We start from the raw sequence: 15,466 nt of genomic DNA, 5'->3' as shown, positions 1-15,466 counted from the left end.
GATAACCGGAGTCATCATTTGAAATCGTTTGCTTTTGTTTTTCCTGGCCAAGGCTCCCAGTCTGTGGGCATGCTGGACGCGTGGGGCGATCACCCTGTCGTCAGGCAAACCCTGGCGGAAGCTTCCGACGCACTGGCTGAGGATATCGGCCAACTCATCAAGGACGGTCCCAAGGAAGTGCTGGCGCTGACCACCAATACCCAGCCGGTGATGCTGGTGGCCGGTGTTGCTGCTTACCGGGTCTGGATGGCTGAAACCGGCCTTGCGCCCGCCGTGGTGGCCGGCCACTCGCTGGGCGAATACTCGGCGCTGGTCGCATCAGGCGTGCTGAGCCTGGCGCAGGCCGTGCCCCTGGTCCGCTTTCGGGCGCAGGCCATGCAGGACGCCGTGCCTGTAGGTAGGGGCGCGATGGCTGCCATCCTGGGCATGGAAGCAGCCAAGGTCATTGAAGGTTGTGCCGAAGCCGTGCGAACCTTTGGCTCCAATACGCCTGAAATCGTGGAAGCCGTCAATTTCAACGACCCGATGCAAACCGTGATTGCCGGCAGCAAGGCCGCAGTGGACAAAGCCTGTGAAATCCTCAAGGCCAGCGGCGCCAAACGGGCCTTGCCCTTGCCGGTTTCAGCGCCGTTTCACTCCAGCCTGATGAAGCCGGCAGCCGACAGGCTCAAGGAGCAACTGGCAGGCATCGCGTTGGCTTCCCCCCAGATTCCTGTCATCAACAATATTGATGTCACCATCGAAAACAGCGCCGAAGGCATCCGCGCGGCGCTCTATCGCCAGGCCTTTGGCCCGGTGCGCTGGGTCGAATGCGTGCAAGCCATCAAGGCGCTGGGCTTGACGACGCTGGTCGAGTGCGGGCCGGGCAAGGTGCTGGCGGGTCTGGCGAAACGGATTGATCCGGAATTGACCGGGGTGCCCTTGTTTGATCCGGCTTCCCTGGCTGCCGTGAAGGAGATGCTGGCATGAGCGAAATCAGGTTTGAAGGACAGGTGGCGCTGGTGACCGGCGCCTCGCGCGGCATCGGCGCAGCCATTGCGCTGGAACTCGCCAAAAAAGGCTTGAGGGTGACCGGCACGGCCACCACCGATGAGGGCGCCGCGAAAATCAGCCGCACCCTGGCCGCCTATCCAGGATGCCAGGGCCAGACGCTCGATGTGAACGACGCAGCCGCTGCCGAAGCGCTGGTCAACCGCATCGTGACCGAATGCGGCGGCCTGCAGGTACTCGTCAACAATGCCGGCATCACTCGCGACATGCTGGCGATGCGTCTTAAAGACGACGATTGGGACGCGGTGCTCGACACCAACCTGAAGGCCGTGTTTCGCATGAGCCGGGCCGTGATGCGCTGCATGATGAAGCAGCGCTACGGCCGTATCATCAGCATCACCTCGGTGGTGGGCGCTTCCGGCAATGCGGGGCAGGCCAATTACGCCGCCGCCAAGGCCGGCGTTGCCGGCATGACGCGTGCGCTGGCGCGAGAACTTGGCTCGCGCAGCATCACGGTCAACTGCGTGGCGCCCGGCTTTATTGAAACCGACATGACGGCGCGCTTGCCCGAAGAACAGCAAAAGGCGCTGCTCGGACAGATACCGCTGGGCCATCTGGGCAAACCGCAGGACATTGCGCATGCGGTGGCATTTCTGGCCAGTCCGCTGGCGTCCTACATCACGGGCCAGGAAATTCATGTCAATGGCGGCATGTACATGTAACAGCAGCGGCTGACGGACGGTCTTGCCAGACGTCATGAAACAGCTGCCCGACAGTGGTAAAACACAGGAAATCGAAGCCGGTTTTTATCCGTCCGGCCCGGTGCTTGGGGAGACAGTCCCAACGCGGTAAAATCACGGATTAATTTACAACCCTCAGAGGGATTTATGAGCGATATCGAAGCACGTGTTAAGAAAATCATTGCCGAACAACTTGGCGTTGAAGAAGGTCAAGTCACCAGCGAAAAGTCCTTTGTGGCCGATCTGGGCGCTGATTCCCTTGACACCGTAGAGCTGGTCATGGCACTGGAAGACGAGTTTGGCATTGAAATTCCCGACGAAGACGCCGAGAAAATCACCACCGTCCAAAACGCGATTGACTACGCCAACACCCATCACAAGGCCTAAGGCTTTCGCGCCTTTGCCGTCATCAACCTGAAAGGCCAATTTCGGTCTTCTCAGGTTTTTTTTCCAGGATTACTGAATGAGCCATCGTCGTGTCGTCGTGACAGGTCTGGGTTGTGTCAGCCCGGTAGGAAATACCGTGGCCGATTCCTGGGCCAATGTGCTTGCCGGAACCTCCGGCATTGACCTGATCACCCATTTTGATGCAAACAACCTGGCCTGCAAGTTCGCAGGCGAGGTCAAGGGTTTCAACATCGCGGATTACATCCCCGAAAAAGAAGGCCGGCACATGGACCGCTTCATTCACCTGGGCCTGGCCGCTGCCTGCCAGGCGGTGGCTGACAGCGGCTTGCCGACCGGCGACGCCCTCAGCCACGAGATGGCCACCCGCATCGGCTGCAACATCGGCTCGGGCATTGGCGGTTTACCGCTGATTGAGCGCATGCATGGCGAACTCGTGGAACGCGGCCCGCGCCGCATTTCGCCGTTCTTTGTGCCTGCCACCATCATCAACATGATCTCCGGACATGTGTCGATCAAATTTGGCTTCAAGGGCCCCAACATCGCCGTTGTCACGGCCTGCACCACCGGCCTTCATGCCATCGGCCTGTCGGCACGCATGATTGAATACGGCGACTGCGATGTGATGGTGGCCGGAGGTGCCGAAGCCACGGTGTCGGCTCTGGGCGTGGGCGGCTTTGCAGCAGCCCGGGCGCTGTCAACCCGCAATGAAGACCCCAAGACGGCTTCGCGCCCCTGGGACAAGGACCGTGACGGCTTTGTGCTGGGCGAAGGCGGGGGGGTTCTGGTCCTCGAAGAGTACGAACACGCCAAGGCGCGCGGCGCCAGGATTTACGCCGAAATTGTCGGTTTTGGCATGACCGGTGATGCCTTCCACATGACCACGCCCGACGTGGATGGTCCTCGTCGTTCCATGGCCATGGCCTTGAAAAATGCCGGTGTCAATGTCGATCAGGTGCAATACCTCAATGCCCACGGCACTTCAACGCCACTGGGTGACTTGAATGAGACGAATGCCATCAAGGCCGCTTTTGGCGCGCATGCCAAAAACATGGTGGTCAGCTCGACCAAATCCATGACCGGCCACTTGCTGGGCGGGGCTGGCGGCATCGAGTCGGTGTTCACCGTGCTGGCCTTGCATCACCAGAAAATCCCACCGACCATCAACATCTTCAATCAGGATCCGGAGTGTGATCTGGATTACTGTGCCAACACCGCGCGCGACGCCACGATTGATATTGCCGTTAAAAACAATTTCGGCTTTGGCGGCACCAACGGCACGCTGGTATTCAAGCGCGTCTGACGGGATTTGATTTCCTGTACCGGCACACGTCAAAGCACTGGCTGACTTGAACCGTCACAACGCCCCGCCGGTCGTTTACCCGCTCGGGCGCTCGCGTTTTCTGGGCCGCTTGTTGCTGGCGCTGTGGCTGGCTGGTCTTTTTTCAGTGCTGCTGTGGTGGCATGCGACGCGGCAACTCGATTGGCGCATGGCGCTGGCGGGATTTTCGGTGTTGCTTGCAGGCCTTTCGGTGCGAACCAGCTGGAACAACCTCCCCAGCGGCCAGCTGGCGTGGGACGGCGAAGCCTGGCGCTGGGAAAGTCCCGGCTACCAGGCCGGCATTGCCGAGCATGAACTGTCGGTGATTGCTGATGTTCAGCACGGCCTGCTGCTCAGGCTTGAGAATCGGGCAAGCGCCAGCTTGTGGCTGTGGGTGGAACAAAGCGCCATGCCCGAACGCTGGCTGGATTTGCGCCGGGCCGTGTATTCGCCGCACAGGCCACCAGCCGCCTTGCCGCCGCACGACTTTTTGCCTGCGGAGCCTCCTGCCGTGGCACTGTCTGGCGCCATGCAAGCCCGAAATATCCCGCAGGCCAGGCCATGAGCGACGACCGGCCATCGCCTGCCGCCGAAAAGGCCGCCGACAGCGACGCCATGCTGGTGGAGCGCACGGTCGCGGGCGACCAGAAAGCGTTTGAACTGCTGGTCATCAAATACCAGCGGCGCATCCAGCGCCTGATCGGGCGCATGGTTCGCGATGTGGACCTGGTGGAGGACATCGCGCAGGAAACTTTTATCCGGGCTTACCGCGCACTGTCCCAGTTCAGGGGAGAGGCCCAGTTCTACACCTGGCTTTACCGGATAGCGGTCAACACCGCCAAAAAAGCCCTGATGGACCTGAAGCGAAATCCCACGGTTTCGGAAAATGCCTACAAATCCGACGACGACGATGAAACTTCCCGGGTCGAGAACGAACTAACCACTTCAGAAACCCCCGAAGCGGTGCTGGCCAGCAAGGAAATTGCGGCCATCATCAACACAGCCATGCAGGAGTTGCCCGAAGAATTGCGCGAAGCGATCACCTTGCGGGAAATAGAAGGCTTGAGTTATGAGGATATATCCGAAGCCATGAATTGCCCCATCGGTACGGTACGGTCCCGGATTTTCAGAGCCCGTGAAGCGATTTCCGCCAAGGTCAAGCCCTTGCTGGAAAACCAGACCGGCAAACGCTGGTAGCTTTTTTGTCAACCCGCCACCCATGTGCCCAAGCCAAGTCGTCAGTGAATAAAAATCGGCAGACCCGCTGCCCACACACCTCATGAAATCATCCATGACCACCAGCGAACTTCTCTCCGCACTGGCAGATGACCAGTTGGGCGAGGAGGAATTTGCTGCCGCACTCGATGCGTGCGGGCATGACGAGTCCGCGCTGGAATGCTGGGCTGCTTACCACCTGATTGGGGATGTGTTGCGTTCTCCGGCTGGCCCGCGAGCGCCCATGGCGGTTGGCGCGGAATTGGCATTTGTCAGCCGGCTCAACCAGCGGCTTGCGCAGGAGCCACTGATCACGGCCTCGCCGGTTTCGAACAAGGCCCTGCCAGCGGCGCCGCTGCAATCCGTTGCAGATCAAATTCATCACCGTGGCCCGGCATCGAATGACGGCAATTTCCGCTGGAAGCTGGTGGCAGGCGTGGCCTCGCTGGCGGCTGTTTCGGCCATCGCATGGAATGCGTCCGGGCTGCTGGCGCCGGCGTCCGTGCCGCAGCTGGCGCAGGCTTCTTCATCGCAAATCGTGGTCACCTCATCGCAGGGGCCGGTGGTGCGCGATGCCAGGCTGGAGGAGTTGCTGGCTGCGCACAGGCAATTCGGAGCGGCCTCCGCCTTGCAGGAATCTTCCGGCTTTCTGCGAAACGCCACTTTTGAAATGCCTCGGGACGCACAGGCCGCCGGTGGACGCTGAGGTGCGGGGAAGTTCTTTCAAAACCATGATTTTTAAGTGTTTTAGGCCTTTTGCGCTTGTCCTGTATGCGTGTACAGCTATAAATTATGTAGCAGCACAAGTGCCGTCGATTTCGATACCGCCCGTCGCGGCTGCATCGGTTTCTGACCCGCGCAGCCTCAATGACTGGTTGCTGCGCATGCATCAGGCCTCCAGCCAACGCTCCTACGTGGGAACCTTCGTGGTGTCGGCGGGCGGCAACATGTCCAGCGCCAAGATATGGCATGTCTGCGAAGGCAAACAGCAGGTGGAGCGGGTCGAAACCCTGACCGGCGCGCAGCGTTCGATCTTCAGGCACAACAACCAGGTGATCACCTTCATGCCGGAGCACAAGGTGGCGCGCAGTGAAAAACGCGAATCCCTGGGCCTGTTCCCCGAAATGTTCCAGTCGGCCGACAGCCGCATTGCCGACTTCTACCAGTTCCGGCGGGAGGGCATCGAGCGGGTGGCTGGCGTTGACGCCGACATCATCACGCTCATGCCCAGGGACAGTCTGCGCTTTGGCTACCGCGTCTGGAGCGAGCGCCAGAACGGCCTGGTCGTGAAGCTCCAGACGCTTGATACCGATGGCAAGGTGATTGAACAGGCGGCGTTTTCAGAACTGCAGCTCGACGCGCCGGTCAGCATGAACCAGCTCATCCAGATGATGGGCAAGGTGGAAGGCTACCGGCTTGAAAAACCAGTGCTGGTCAAGACAACGGCAAGCGCTGAAGGCTGGGCCTTGAGGGCGCCCGTGGCCGGTTTCACTGCCATGAATTGCTACAAGCGGCCCGCTTCTTCGGCCGGCGAAGGGCCGCTGCAGTGGATTTTTTCAGATGGCCTGGCGTCGGTGTCCATTTTTGTGGAGCCGTTCGACCGGCAGCGCCATGTCCGGGAATCCAGTCTTTCCCTGGGCGCGACCCAGACCCTGACCCGGCAGCTTGATGCGTACTGGATTACGCTGGTGGGTGAAGTCCCTGCCGCAACCTTGCAGCTTTTTGCCAGCGGGCTGGAGCGAAAAAAATAACCACCTGCCGCTTTGGCCTGAAATTTAGCGTGTTCCGCAGGTGCCCGGCCTTGCTTTGCACGCTCCTGATGCCTATTTGAAACTCTGCCGGTTTGCTAAACCCAATACGTTCAATACTATTTATGATGAGACTGATGAAGATGCTTGAATTGAACCTGAAACCCCTGCGCCCTTACCTGACCGCAGGCCTGATGGCGATTGCGGCCACCACTGCCGTCCTGCCGGTGACGCCGGTGTGGGCGCAGACCCGCACGCTGCCTGACTTTACCGATCTGGTGGACCAGGTGGGGCCGTCGGTGGTCAACATCCGGACCCTGGAAAAAGTCAAGGCATCGGCCGCAGGAAATATTGACGAGCAGATGCTGGAGTTTTTCAAGCGCTTCGGCATTCCCGTGCCGCCCAACACACCGCGCGCGCCGCGCCCTGATCCGAGCCAGCCGGACGAAGACCAGCCGCGTGGCGTGGGCTCGGGATTCATCCTCACGACGGACGGCTTTGTCATGACCAATGCCCATGTGGTCGAAGGTGCGGATGAAGTCCTCGTCACCCTGACGGACAAGCGCGAATTCAAGGCCAGGATCATTGGCGCCGACAAGCGCAGCGATGTGGCTGTGGTCAAGATCGAGGCAACCGGCCTGCCGGCCGTCAAGATTGGCGACCTGGGCCGTCTGCGGGTGGGCGAGTGGGTGATGGCCATCGGTTCGCCGTTCGGGCTTGAAAACACGGTGACGGCCGGCATCGTGAGCGCCAAGCAGCGTGACACCGGCGACTATCTGCCTTTTATCCAGACCGATGTGGCCATCAATCCCGGCAACTCGGGCGGCCCGCTGATCAACATGCGCGGCGAGGTCGTCGGCATCAACAGCCAGATCTATTCACGTTCCGGCGGCTTCCAGGGTATTTCGTTCTCCATCCCGATTGACGAGGCGATGCGCGTGTCGGAACAACTGCGCATCAGCGGCAAGGTGACGCGCGGTCGCATCGGCGTGCAGATTGACCAGGTGACCAAGGACGTGGCCGAATCCATCGGCCTGGGCAAGGCGCAGGGCGCGCTCGTCAGGGGCGTGGAGAGTGACGCCCCTGCCGAGAAAGCCGGCATCGAAGCGGGCGACATCATCACCAAGTTTGAAGGCCGGCCGATTGACAAGGCCAGCGACCTTCCGCGCATGGTCGGCAATGTCAAGCCGGGCACCAAGGTGACAGTGACCGTGTTCCGGCGCGGCGCCACCAAAGACCTGTCAGTCACCATTGCCGAAGTCGAGGCCGACAAGCCTGCCCGCCCGGCTGCCAAGTCCGAATCCAAGCCGCCTGTGGCCGGTCCCGCGCAGGCATTGGGCCTGGCGGTGAGCGAGATCACGGATGCACAGAAAAAGGAACTCAATGTCAAGGGCGGCGTCAAGGTCGATACGGTCGATGGCGCGGCCGCAAGAGCGGGACTGCGCGAAGGCGATGTGATTGTGTCGATTGCCAACACGGAGGTGACCGGCGTCAAGGGATTCGAGGCGGCGCTGGCAAAAATTGACAAGTCCAAAAACATCACCGTGCTGGTCCGGCGCGGTGAACTGGCGCAATTTGTCATCATCAAGCCGGCGCGTTGATGCCTTGCTGCAATGCATGAAAATCAGCTTTTTTGTGAGGCTGGTTAGAATGCAGCAGCATTTCAGGGATTTTTGGCAGCGCTTGCCGGGTGCCAATCTCTATAAAATTGTAAAAAATCTTGCCCCCCAGACCCTTGCTGCCACTCGTTAAGGTCAACACTTGCCGATTTTGAAACTGTTCGGCGCCGGCTTTTTGCCTACAATGAAGTTCCAACTTTCGCAGTTGCCATAGATTGTTGGTTCAGGGCGCGTCACTGCAAGACGCGCCCTTTTTTATGGTTTTTTTGAAATAGCCTGTCTTTTCTTTGCAATCTATTCAAGTACTTAGGCGTTCCTGTTGATGAATCACATTCGAAATTTTTCGATCATTGCGCACATTGATCATGGCAAGTCCACGCTTGCAGACCGGCTGATCCAGCGCTGCGGCGGCCTGCAGGACCGGGAAATGAGTGCGCAGGTGCTCGATTCGATGGACATCGAAAAAGAGCGCGGCATCACCATCAAGGCGCAGACCGCTTCGCTGAAATACAAGGCCCTTGACGGCCAGGTTTACAACCTGAACCTGATTGACACGCCCGGCCATGTTGACTTCTCTTACGAAGTCAGCCGTTCGCTGTCGGCCTGCGAGGGCGCGCTGCTGGTGGTTGATGCCAGCCAGGGTGTCGAGGCGCAAACCGTGGCCAATTGCTACACCGCGCTGGACCTGGGCGTGACGGTTGTGCCGGTGCTCAACAAGATGGATTTGCCGCAGGCCGACCCCGACAACGCCAAACAGGAAATTGAAGAGGTCATCGGCATTGACGCTACCGATGCGATTCCCTGCAGCGCCAAGACCGGCATGGGCATCGACGAGATTCTCGAAGCCGTCGTCGCCCTGATTCCCGCGCCCAAGGGCAATCCCGACGCCGCCTTGCGCGCCATGATCATCGACAGCTGGTACGACGCTTATGTGGGCGTGGTCATGCTGGTGCGCGTGGTCGATGGCCGTCTGGCCAAGGGCGACCGCATCAAGCTGATGGCCAGCGAAGCGACCTACAACGCCGAGCAGCTGGGTGTCTTCACGCCGCACACCGAGGCGCGCCAGGCGCTTGAAGCCGGCGAGGTCGGCTTTGTGATTGCCGGCATCAAGGAACTCCAGGCGGCCCGCGTCGGCGACACCGTCACCCTGATCAAGGGCGGCACGGGCGGCGCGGCCTTCACCGCCACCGAGGCCTTGCCGGGTTTCAAGGAAATCCAGCCCCAGGTATTTGCCGGCCTGTATCCCTCGGAAGCCAGCGAATACGAGTCCCTGCGCGATGCGCTGGAAAAGCTCAAGCTCAATGATGCGTCGCTGCATTACGAGCCCGAGGTCAGCGAGGCGCTGGGTTTTGGCTTTCGCTGCGGCTTTCTGGGCCTGCTGCACATGGAAATTGTCCAGGAGCGGCTGGAGCGCGAATTCGACCAGGACCTGATCACGACCGCGCCCAGCGTGGTGTACGAAGTGCTCAAGGCCGATGGCACAACCATCAAGGTCGAGAACCCGTCGAAGATTCCGGATGCCGGGCGCGTCAACGAGATTCGCGAGCCCATCGTGACCGTTCATCTCTACATGCCGCAGGACTATGTCGGCGCCGTCATGACGCTGGCCAACCAGAAGCGCGGCGTGCAGCTGAACATGGCCTACCACGGCAAGCAGGTCATGCTGACCTATGAAATGCCGCTGGGCGAGATCGTTCTGGACTTCTTCGACAAGCTCAAGTCGGTATCGCGCGGCTATGCGTCGATGGACTACGAGTTCAAGGAGTTCCGCGCTTCCGACGTGGTCAAGGTCGATATCTTGCTCAACGGCGAAAAGGTCGATGCGCTGTCCATCATCGTTCACCGCAGCCAGTCGGCCTACCGCGGCCGGGCAGTGGTCGCCAAGATGCGCGAGATCATTTCGCGCCAGCAGTTCGACGTGGCGATCCAGGCGGCCATCGGGGCCAACATTATTGCCCGTGAGACAATCAAGGCTTTGCGTAAAAACGTGATTGCCAAGTGCTACGGCGGCGATATTTCCCGCAAGAAGAAGCTGCTTGAAAAGCAAAAGGCGGGCAAGAAACGTATGAAACAAATCGGTTCAGTCGAGGTGCCGCAAGAGGCATTCCTCGCCATCTTGCAGGTGGAAGACTGATGCGCGGCCTCATGAGTTCCATCACGGCCGTGGTGCTGGCCGCTTTTGTCGGCTACGGAGCAGCCTGGTATTTTGGCGTGGTCGAAGGCAACTTTTCCGCCTTGCTGTTCCTGGCCACGGTGGTGACGGGTATTTACTGGCTGGCTGAGCGGTTTTACTTTTTGCCGCAGCGGCGCAAGGCGGTTGCCGCCCTTGAGGCGAATGCGGCCACAAGGCAGGCGGAACTGGCCAAAATGGGCATCAGCCAGGTCGATGACAACACCGCTGAAGCCAAAAGCCGGCTCATCATGCAGCCCTGGTGGCTGGACTGGACCGCCGGCCTGTTCCCGGTGATCATCATTGTTTTCCTGCTGCGCTCCTTCCTGTTCGAGCCTTTCAAGATTCCGTCGGGCTCCATGATTCCGACGCTGCTGGTCAACGACCTGATCCTGGTCAATAAATTTCACTACGGCGTGCGGCTTCCCGTCATCAACCTCAAGGTGCTGGACAACCACAGTCCCGAGCGTGGCGACGTGATGGTGTTCCGCTACCCGCCCAAGCCCAGCCTGGACTACATCAAGCGCGTGGTCGGCATTCCCGGCGACGAGGTGGCCTACCTGAACAAAAAGCTCACCATCAATGGCAAGCCGCTGCCGAAGACGCCTCTGCCCGATTTTTTCGATGCCGACTCCATGCGTTATGCCAAGCAGTTCGAGGAAACCAATGCCGAGCGGAGTTATCGCCTGCTCAATGATGACGAGCGGCCGTCCTTCATTGCCGGGGCTGACAATTTCCAGTTCAGGGAAAACTGCCGCTACAGCACCGAAGGCGTCGTCTGCAAGGTGCCTGAAGGCCACTATTTCATGATGGGCGACAACCGGGACAACTCGCTCGATTCACGCTATTGGGGCTTTGTTCCAGAGAAAAATATTGTCGGCAAGGCCTTTTTTGTCTGGATGAATTTCGGCAACCTCAAGCGCATCGGTTCTTTTGATTAAATTTAGCAGGCATCGCGATTCAATCGCCCAACCGGGCAATACCATGAACTTCAGTCAGGACACACATCAATGAAACATCGGCAACGTGGCATCTCTTTCATCGGACTTCTGTTTGTGGGCGGTGTGGTGGGCGTCGCCTTTGTCCTGGCAGCCCAGGTGCTGCCAACGCTGATTGAATTTCAGGCCATCACCAAGGCGGCCACCAAGGCGTCAGCCGGCAGCACCGTGCCTGAAATCAGGGCCATTTTCGACAAAGCCGGACAGATTGACGACATTCATTCGATTTCCGGCAAAGACCTCGAAGTGACCAAGGAAGGCGACAAGACCGTCGTGGCTTTTGCCTATACCCGGGAAATTCACATGGCCGGACCTGCCTACCTGCTGCTCAAGTACAACGGGCGCTCCAAGTAAGTGCGCTCCACCCCCAGTTCCAGCCCCGCACTGCAGGCCTTGCAAAAGCGCCTGCAGCATGAGTTTGCCAAGCCAAAACTTCTTGTCCAGGCGCTGACGCACCGCAGTTTCTCAAGCGATCACAATGAACGCATCGAATTTCTGGGCGACTCCGTCCTGAACCTGGCGGTTGCCGGACTGTTGTATGAGCAGTTGAGCGAGTTGCCCGAAGGCGATCTTTCGCGCGTGCGCGCCAATCTCGTCAAGCAAGATACGCTGCACCAACTGGCCGTGGTCCTGGGCTTGCCCGACCTGCTGCGGCTGGGCGAGGGCGAAGCCCGGTCTGGCGGAAAAAACCGGCCTTCGATGCTGGCCGATGCGCTGGAAGCGGTGATTGGCGCGGTGTATCTGGATGCGGGCTATGACCAGGCCGACCAGCTGGTGCGCCGCCTGTTCAAGGATGTGCAGGTCAACCCGCAAATGAAGGCCATCGGCAAAGACCCCAAAACCGAATTGCAGGAGTGGCTGCAGGGGCGCAAAATGCGTCTTCCCCTCTACAAGGTTGTCAGCACCATGGGCGCCGCACACCAGCAGACTTTTGAGGTCGAGTGCGAAATAGCCGAATTTGGCCGCGCTGAACGCGGCATTGGCGTCTCGCGCCGTGCCGGCGAGCAGGCCGCTGCAACGGCCATGCTGCTGTTTGTCAAGACACTGGCTTCCTGACGCATTTTTGCCAAGGCCTTATTACAGGCCACAGCCCAACACGATTGAATTGATTATGAGTACCGGTAAAAAAGAACCCAGCCCACCCGTCGAAACCTTGCCGCAGGCCGAGGGGACGACGGCATCTCCACGGTCCGTTGAACCGGCACAGAGCCAGGATGCGCTCGATGCCATGCTGGCCCAGGCCATTGCCTCGCGTGGAGCGGCGGTACCCGCAGATGACAGCGCCTCCAGCCTTCCGCCCGTGGGCGAGCAGCGCTGCGGCCTGATTGCGATTGTCGGCAAGCCCAATGTGGGCAAATCCACGCTGCTCAATGCGCTGGTGGGCCAGAAAGTCAGCATCACCTCGCGCAAGGCGCAGACCACGCGCCACCGCATCACCGGCATGCGGACCCGCGCCGCGACGCAGTTCGTGTTTGTCGATACGCCGGGTTTTCAGACCCGGCACGGCAACGCCCTGAACCGTTCGCTGAACCGCACCGTCGTGGGCGCCGTCAACGATGTCGATCTGATCGTCTTCGTGGTCGAGGCCGGCCAGTTCAACCTGGCCGATGCCAAGGTGCTGGCCCTGCTGCCCGAGAAAACTCCGGCCATCCTGCTGGCCAACAAGTTTGACCTGATTCACCGCCGCGCCGAAATCGCACCCTGGCTGCGCGCGATGCAGGAGCGCCACAACTTTTCGGAATTCGTGCCGATGTCGGCCAACAATGCCAAGGATGTCGAGCGCCTGTTCGGTATTTGCGAAAAATACCTGCCGGTGCAGCCCTGGATGTACGGCGCCGATGAACTCACCGACCGCAGCGACCGCTTCATGGCCGCCGAGATCATCCGCGAAAAGCTGTTTCGCCTGACCGGCGACGAGCTGCCCTACACCTCGACCGTGGTGATTGAGAAATATGAAGAAGAAGGCAATTTGCGCAGGATCGCCGCCACCATCATCGTCGAGCGCGACGGCCACAAGGGCATGATCATTGGCGAGAAGGGCGAAAAGCTCAAGCGCATCGGCACCGAAGCCCGGCATGAACTCGAAACCCTGACCGGCGGCAAGGTGTTCCTGGAAATCTGGGTCAAGGTGCGCTCCGGCTGGGCCGATGACGAGGCGCGGGTCAAGACCTTCGGCTACGAGTAAGCCGTGGCGACTTCAAACGTCCGCGCCTGACCGTAAAACCGCGCAACGGTGGCCAGCCAACGCATCAGTAACGAGCCTGCCTATGTGCTGCACCGTTACGACTGGAGCGAATCCAGCCTGATCCTGGATGTGTTCACCCGCCACCACGGGCGGGTGGCGCTGGTGGCGCGTGGTGCCAAGAAACCCAGTTCCAGCTTCCGGCCCATCCTGCTGCCGCTGCAGCCCCTGCATGTCGCCTTTGGCGGCGATGCCGAAATCCGCAATCTCAAGAGCGCCGAATGGCAGGGCGGCCATGTGATGCCCAGCGGCGATGCGCTGTTGTCGGGCTACTACCTCAATGAGTTGCTGATGCGCCTGCTGGCCAGAGACGACCCGCATCCGCTGCTGTTTGATGCCTATGCCGCCACGGTCCAGTTGCTGGCCAGCCAGAATCCCGACACGCTTCAGCTGGCGCTGCGCGCATTCGAGTTGCGCCTGCTGCAGGGTATTGGCCTGCTGCCCCGGCTGGACGCGGAAACCGCCACCTTGACACCCCTGGCCCCGCACCAGCGTTATGTGCTGGTGGCCGAAGCCGGCCTGCGGCAGGCGCATGACGATGACCGCTTCAGCCTATCCGGCGCGCAGTGGCAGGCGCTGCAGCAGGCACTGGGCGGCAAATCCCTGTTTTCAGATACGCTGCAGGCCTGTGTCGCTTGCGCGAATGAACTCAAAATCCAGTTGCGTGCCTTGCTGCACTACCATTGTGGCGTCAGGGTCTTGAAAACCCGGCAGATGATGATGGACCTGCAAGCCCTTTAACGATTGATTTCGATTGATTCCGCCATGATCGCTCTATTCCATTCCGACCACCGGTCCCACCCACCGCATCCGCCCGGCACCCAGAAGACGGCGCTGTCGGTCAATGTCAACAAGGTGGCGCTGCTGCGCAATACCCGGCACCTGGACATCCCGAGCGTCCTGCGCGCCGCCGAGTTGTGCCTGCAGGCCGGCGCGCAGGGCATCACGGTGCATCCCCGGCCCGACGAGCGCCATATCCGCTCCGACGACGTGTATGAAATCGCCGCGCTGATGAAGGACTGGCCGCATTGCGAGTTCAACATCGAGGGCAATCCGCTGCAGAACCTGATGCATTTCGTGCGCGACCTGTCGGCGCGCGGGCTGCCCCTCCACCAGTGTACTTTTGTGCCCGACAGCGAAGGCCAGTTCACCAGCGACCATGGCTGGAGTTTTCCGCAGGATGCCGAGCGGCTCAAGCCGCACATCGAATATGCCCATGCACGCGGCGTGCGCGTCAGCCTGTTCATGGACCCGCTCCCCGAAGCCATGGCTGCGGCCAAGGCCGTGGGCGCCGACCGCGTCGAGTTGTACACCGAGAGTTATGCCCAGGCCTGGTCAGGCCCTGAAAAAAACAAGGTATTAAGCCAGTTTGCGCAGACTGCGCGGGCGGCGGCAGCTATCAATTTGGGAGTGAATGCCGGCCATGACCTGAACCGCGACAACCTGAGCGAATTCCTGCGCGCCGTGCCCGGCGTGCTGGAAGTCTCGATTGGCCATGCGCTGATCGCCGATGCGCTGGAACTGGGTTACGACGCCACGGTGAAAGACTACTTGCGCTGCATCAACGAGGCATTTGCGCCGGCTGCCACTGCCTGATGATCTACGGCCTTGGCACCGACATCTGCGACATCCGCCGCATCCGGGCCAGCCTGGAGCGCCACGGCGAGCGCTTCGCCCAGAGAATCCTCAGCGACGCTGAACTGGCGACCTGGACAGCGCGCAGCGCACGCTGGCCCGACCGGGGCGTGAGCTACCTCGCCACGCGCTTTTCCGCCAAGGAAGCCTTCAGCAAGGCCATTGGCCTGGGAATGCGCATGCCCATGACCTGGCGGCACTGCGAAATCGCCAATGCCGCCAGCGGCAAACCCGAGATCGTGCTGCACGGCGCGCTCAAGGACTGGTTTGATGCACGCCAGCTCACCGCCCATGTCACCGTGAGCGATGAAACCGACTATGCCGCCAGTTTTTGCGTTGTAGAGAAAAAATAGGCTTTTGCGCAGGCAGAACCTGCGCAAGCA

Annotated in this window: 18 protein-coding genes; 17 read left to right on the top strand and 1 reads right to left on the bottom strand. The window is 60.3% G+C overall.

The features are described from left to right. The first annotated feature begins 18 nt into the window (after positions 1 to 18). From fabD to PNAP_RS15330, 9 genes are all read left to right on the top strand, one after another. Positions 19 to 969 (top strand): ACP S-malonyltransferase, encoded by a 951-nt coding sequence (gene fabD / locus PNAP_RS15370; RefSeq protein ID WP_011802444.1) that lies wholly within the window; start codon positions 19 to 21, stop codon positions 967 to 969. Further along, positions 966 to 1,712: a 3-oxoacyl-ACP reductase FabG gene (fabG, locus tag PNAP_RS15365; RefSeq protein WP_011802443.1), complete on the top strand. Its 747-nt coding sequence runs from the start codon at positions 966 to 968 to the stop codon at positions 1,710 to 1,712. The genes fabD and fabG overlap by 4 nt, the downstream gene beginning before the upstream one ends. 165 nt (positions 1,713 to 1,877) lie before the next feature. Further along, positions 1,878 to 2,117 carry an acyl carrier protein gene (gene acpP, locus PNAP_RS15360; RefSeq protein ID WP_011802442.1) on the top strand — a complete coding sequence of 80 codons (240 nt, stop codon included), beginning with the start codon at positions 1,878 to 1,880 and terminating at the stop codon, positions 2,115 to 2,117. Between the two features lie 76 nt (positions 2,118 to 2,193). Beyond that, on the top strand, positions 2,194 to 3,438 hold the full coding sequence (fabF, locus tag PNAP_RS15355) for a beta-ketoacyl-ACP synthase II (protein WP_011802441.1): 1,245 nt from the start codon (positions 2,194 to 2,196) through the stop codon (positions 3,436 to 3,438). A 46-nt stretch (positions 3,439 to 3,484) separates the two neighbouring features. Then, entirely contained in the window at positions 3,485 to 4,021 is a 537-nt protein-coding gene (locus PNAP_RS15350) for a hypothetical protein (RefSeq protein ID WP_011802440.1), read from the top strand. After that, positions 4,018 to 4,653: an RNA polymerase sigma factor RpoE gene (gene rpoE / locus PNAP_RS15345; protein WP_011802439.1), complete on the top strand. Its 636-nt coding sequence runs from the start codon at positions 4,018 to 4,020 to the stop codon at positions 4,651 to 4,653. The genes PNAP_RS15350 and rpoE overlap by 4 nt, the downstream gene beginning before the upstream one ends. A gap of 94 nt (positions 4,654 to 4,747) precedes the next feature. Next, the gene (locus PNAP_RS15340) at positions 4,748 to 5,377 is read left to right on the top strand and encodes a sigma-E factor negative regulatory protein (protein ID WP_232290706.1); all 630 of its coding nucleotides are present in this window, start codon (positions 4,748 to 4,750) and stop codon (positions 5,375 to 5,377) included. A gap of 25 nt (positions 5,378 to 5,402) precedes the next feature. After that, positions 5,403 to 6,422 (top strand): MucB/RseB C-terminal domain-containing protein, encoded by a 1,020-nt coding sequence (locus tag PNAP_RS15335; protein ID WP_049763770.1) that lies wholly within the window; start codon positions 5,403 to 5,405, stop codon positions 6,420 to 6,422. Between the two features lie 140 nt (positions 6,423 to 6,562). Further along, on the top strand, positions 6,563 to 8,020 hold the full coding sequence (locus tag PNAP_RS15330; protein ID WP_041377333.1) for a DegQ family serine endoprotease: 1,458 nt from the start codon (positions 6,563 to 6,565) through the stop codon (positions 8,018 to 8,020). Here PNAP_RS15330 and PNAP_RS27090 read toward each other — a convergent pair. After that, positions 8,004 to 8,180, bottom strand: a complete 177-nt coding sequence (locus PNAP_RS27090; protein WP_157040302.1) for a hypothetical protein — start codon at positions 8,178 to 8,180, stop codon at positions 8,004 to 8,006. The two genes, PNAP_RS15330 and PNAP_RS27090, sit on opposite strands and share 17 nt — an antisense overlap. Positions 8,181 to 8,360: 180 nt before the next feature. Between PNAP_RS27090 and lepA the strand changes: the two genes are divergently transcribed. The 8 genes from lepA (at position 8,361) to acpS (ending at position 15,436) form a co-directional block, all read left to right on the top strand. Continuing rightward, positions 8,361 to 10,172: a translation elongation factor 4 gene (gene lepA / locus PNAP_RS15325; RefSeq protein WP_011802435.1), complete on the top strand. Its 1,812-nt coding sequence runs from the start codon at positions 8,361 to 8,363 to the stop codon at positions 10,170 to 10,172. A gap of 11 nt (positions 10,173 to 10,183) precedes the next feature. Beyond that, a complete protein-coding gene (gene lepB / locus PNAP_RS15320; protein WP_083758089.1) occupies positions 10,184 to 11,149 on the top strand; it encodes a signal peptidase I in 966 nt (321 codons plus the stop codon). Positions 11,150 to 11,218: 69 nt separating this feature from the next. Next, positions 11,219 to 11,560 (top strand): DUF4845 domain-containing protein, encoded by a 342-nt coding sequence (locus PNAP_RS15315; RefSeq protein WP_011802433.1) that lies wholly within the window; start codon positions 11,219 to 11,221, stop codon positions 11,558 to 11,560. Continuing rightward, positions 11,561 to 12,262, top strand: coding sequence for a ribonuclease III (gene rnc / locus PNAP_RS15310; protein ID WP_011802432.1), 702 nt, complete (start codon positions 11,561 to 11,563; stop codon positions 12,260 to 12,262). Between the two features lie 55 nt (positions 12,263 to 12,317). Then, complete coding sequence (gene era, locus PNAP_RS15305; RefSeq protein ID WP_011802431.1) at positions 12,318 to 13,391, top strand: GTPase Era; 1,074 nt, start codon at positions 12,318 to 12,320, stop codon at positions 13,389 to 13,391. Between the two features lie 48 nt (positions 13,392 to 13,439). Then, complete coding sequence (gene recO, locus PNAP_RS15300; RefSeq protein ID WP_011802430.1) at positions 13,440 to 14,189, top strand: DNA repair protein RecO; 750 nt, start codon at positions 13,440 to 13,442, stop codon at positions 14,187 to 14,189. 24 nt (positions 14,190 to 14,213) lie between these two features. After that, positions 14,214 to 15,044 (top strand): pyridoxine 5'-phosphate synthase, encoded by an 831-nt coding sequence (locus PNAP_RS15295; protein WP_011802429.1) that lies wholly within the window; start codon positions 14,214 to 14,216, stop codon positions 15,042 to 15,044. Then, positions 15,044 to 15,436, top strand: a complete 393-nt coding sequence (gene acpS / locus PNAP_RS15290) for a holo-ACP synthase (protein WP_011802428.1) — start codon at positions 15,044 to 15,046, stop codon at positions 15,434 to 15,436. Before PNAP_RS15295 ends, acpS begins: the two co-directional genes overlap by 1 nt. Positions 15,437 to 15,466: the final 30 nt, after the last annotated feature.

Origin of the sequence: Polaromonas naphthalenivorans CJ2 (genome assembly GCF_000015505.1) — a bacterium.
Taxonomy (GTDB): Bacteria; Pseudomonadota; Gammaproteobacteria; order Burkholderiales; family Burkholderiaceae_C; genus Polaromonas; species Polaromonas naphthalenivorans.
Note: the sequence above shows the minus strand (reverse complement) of the source record. Positions and strands in the feature narration are given on the sequence as shown.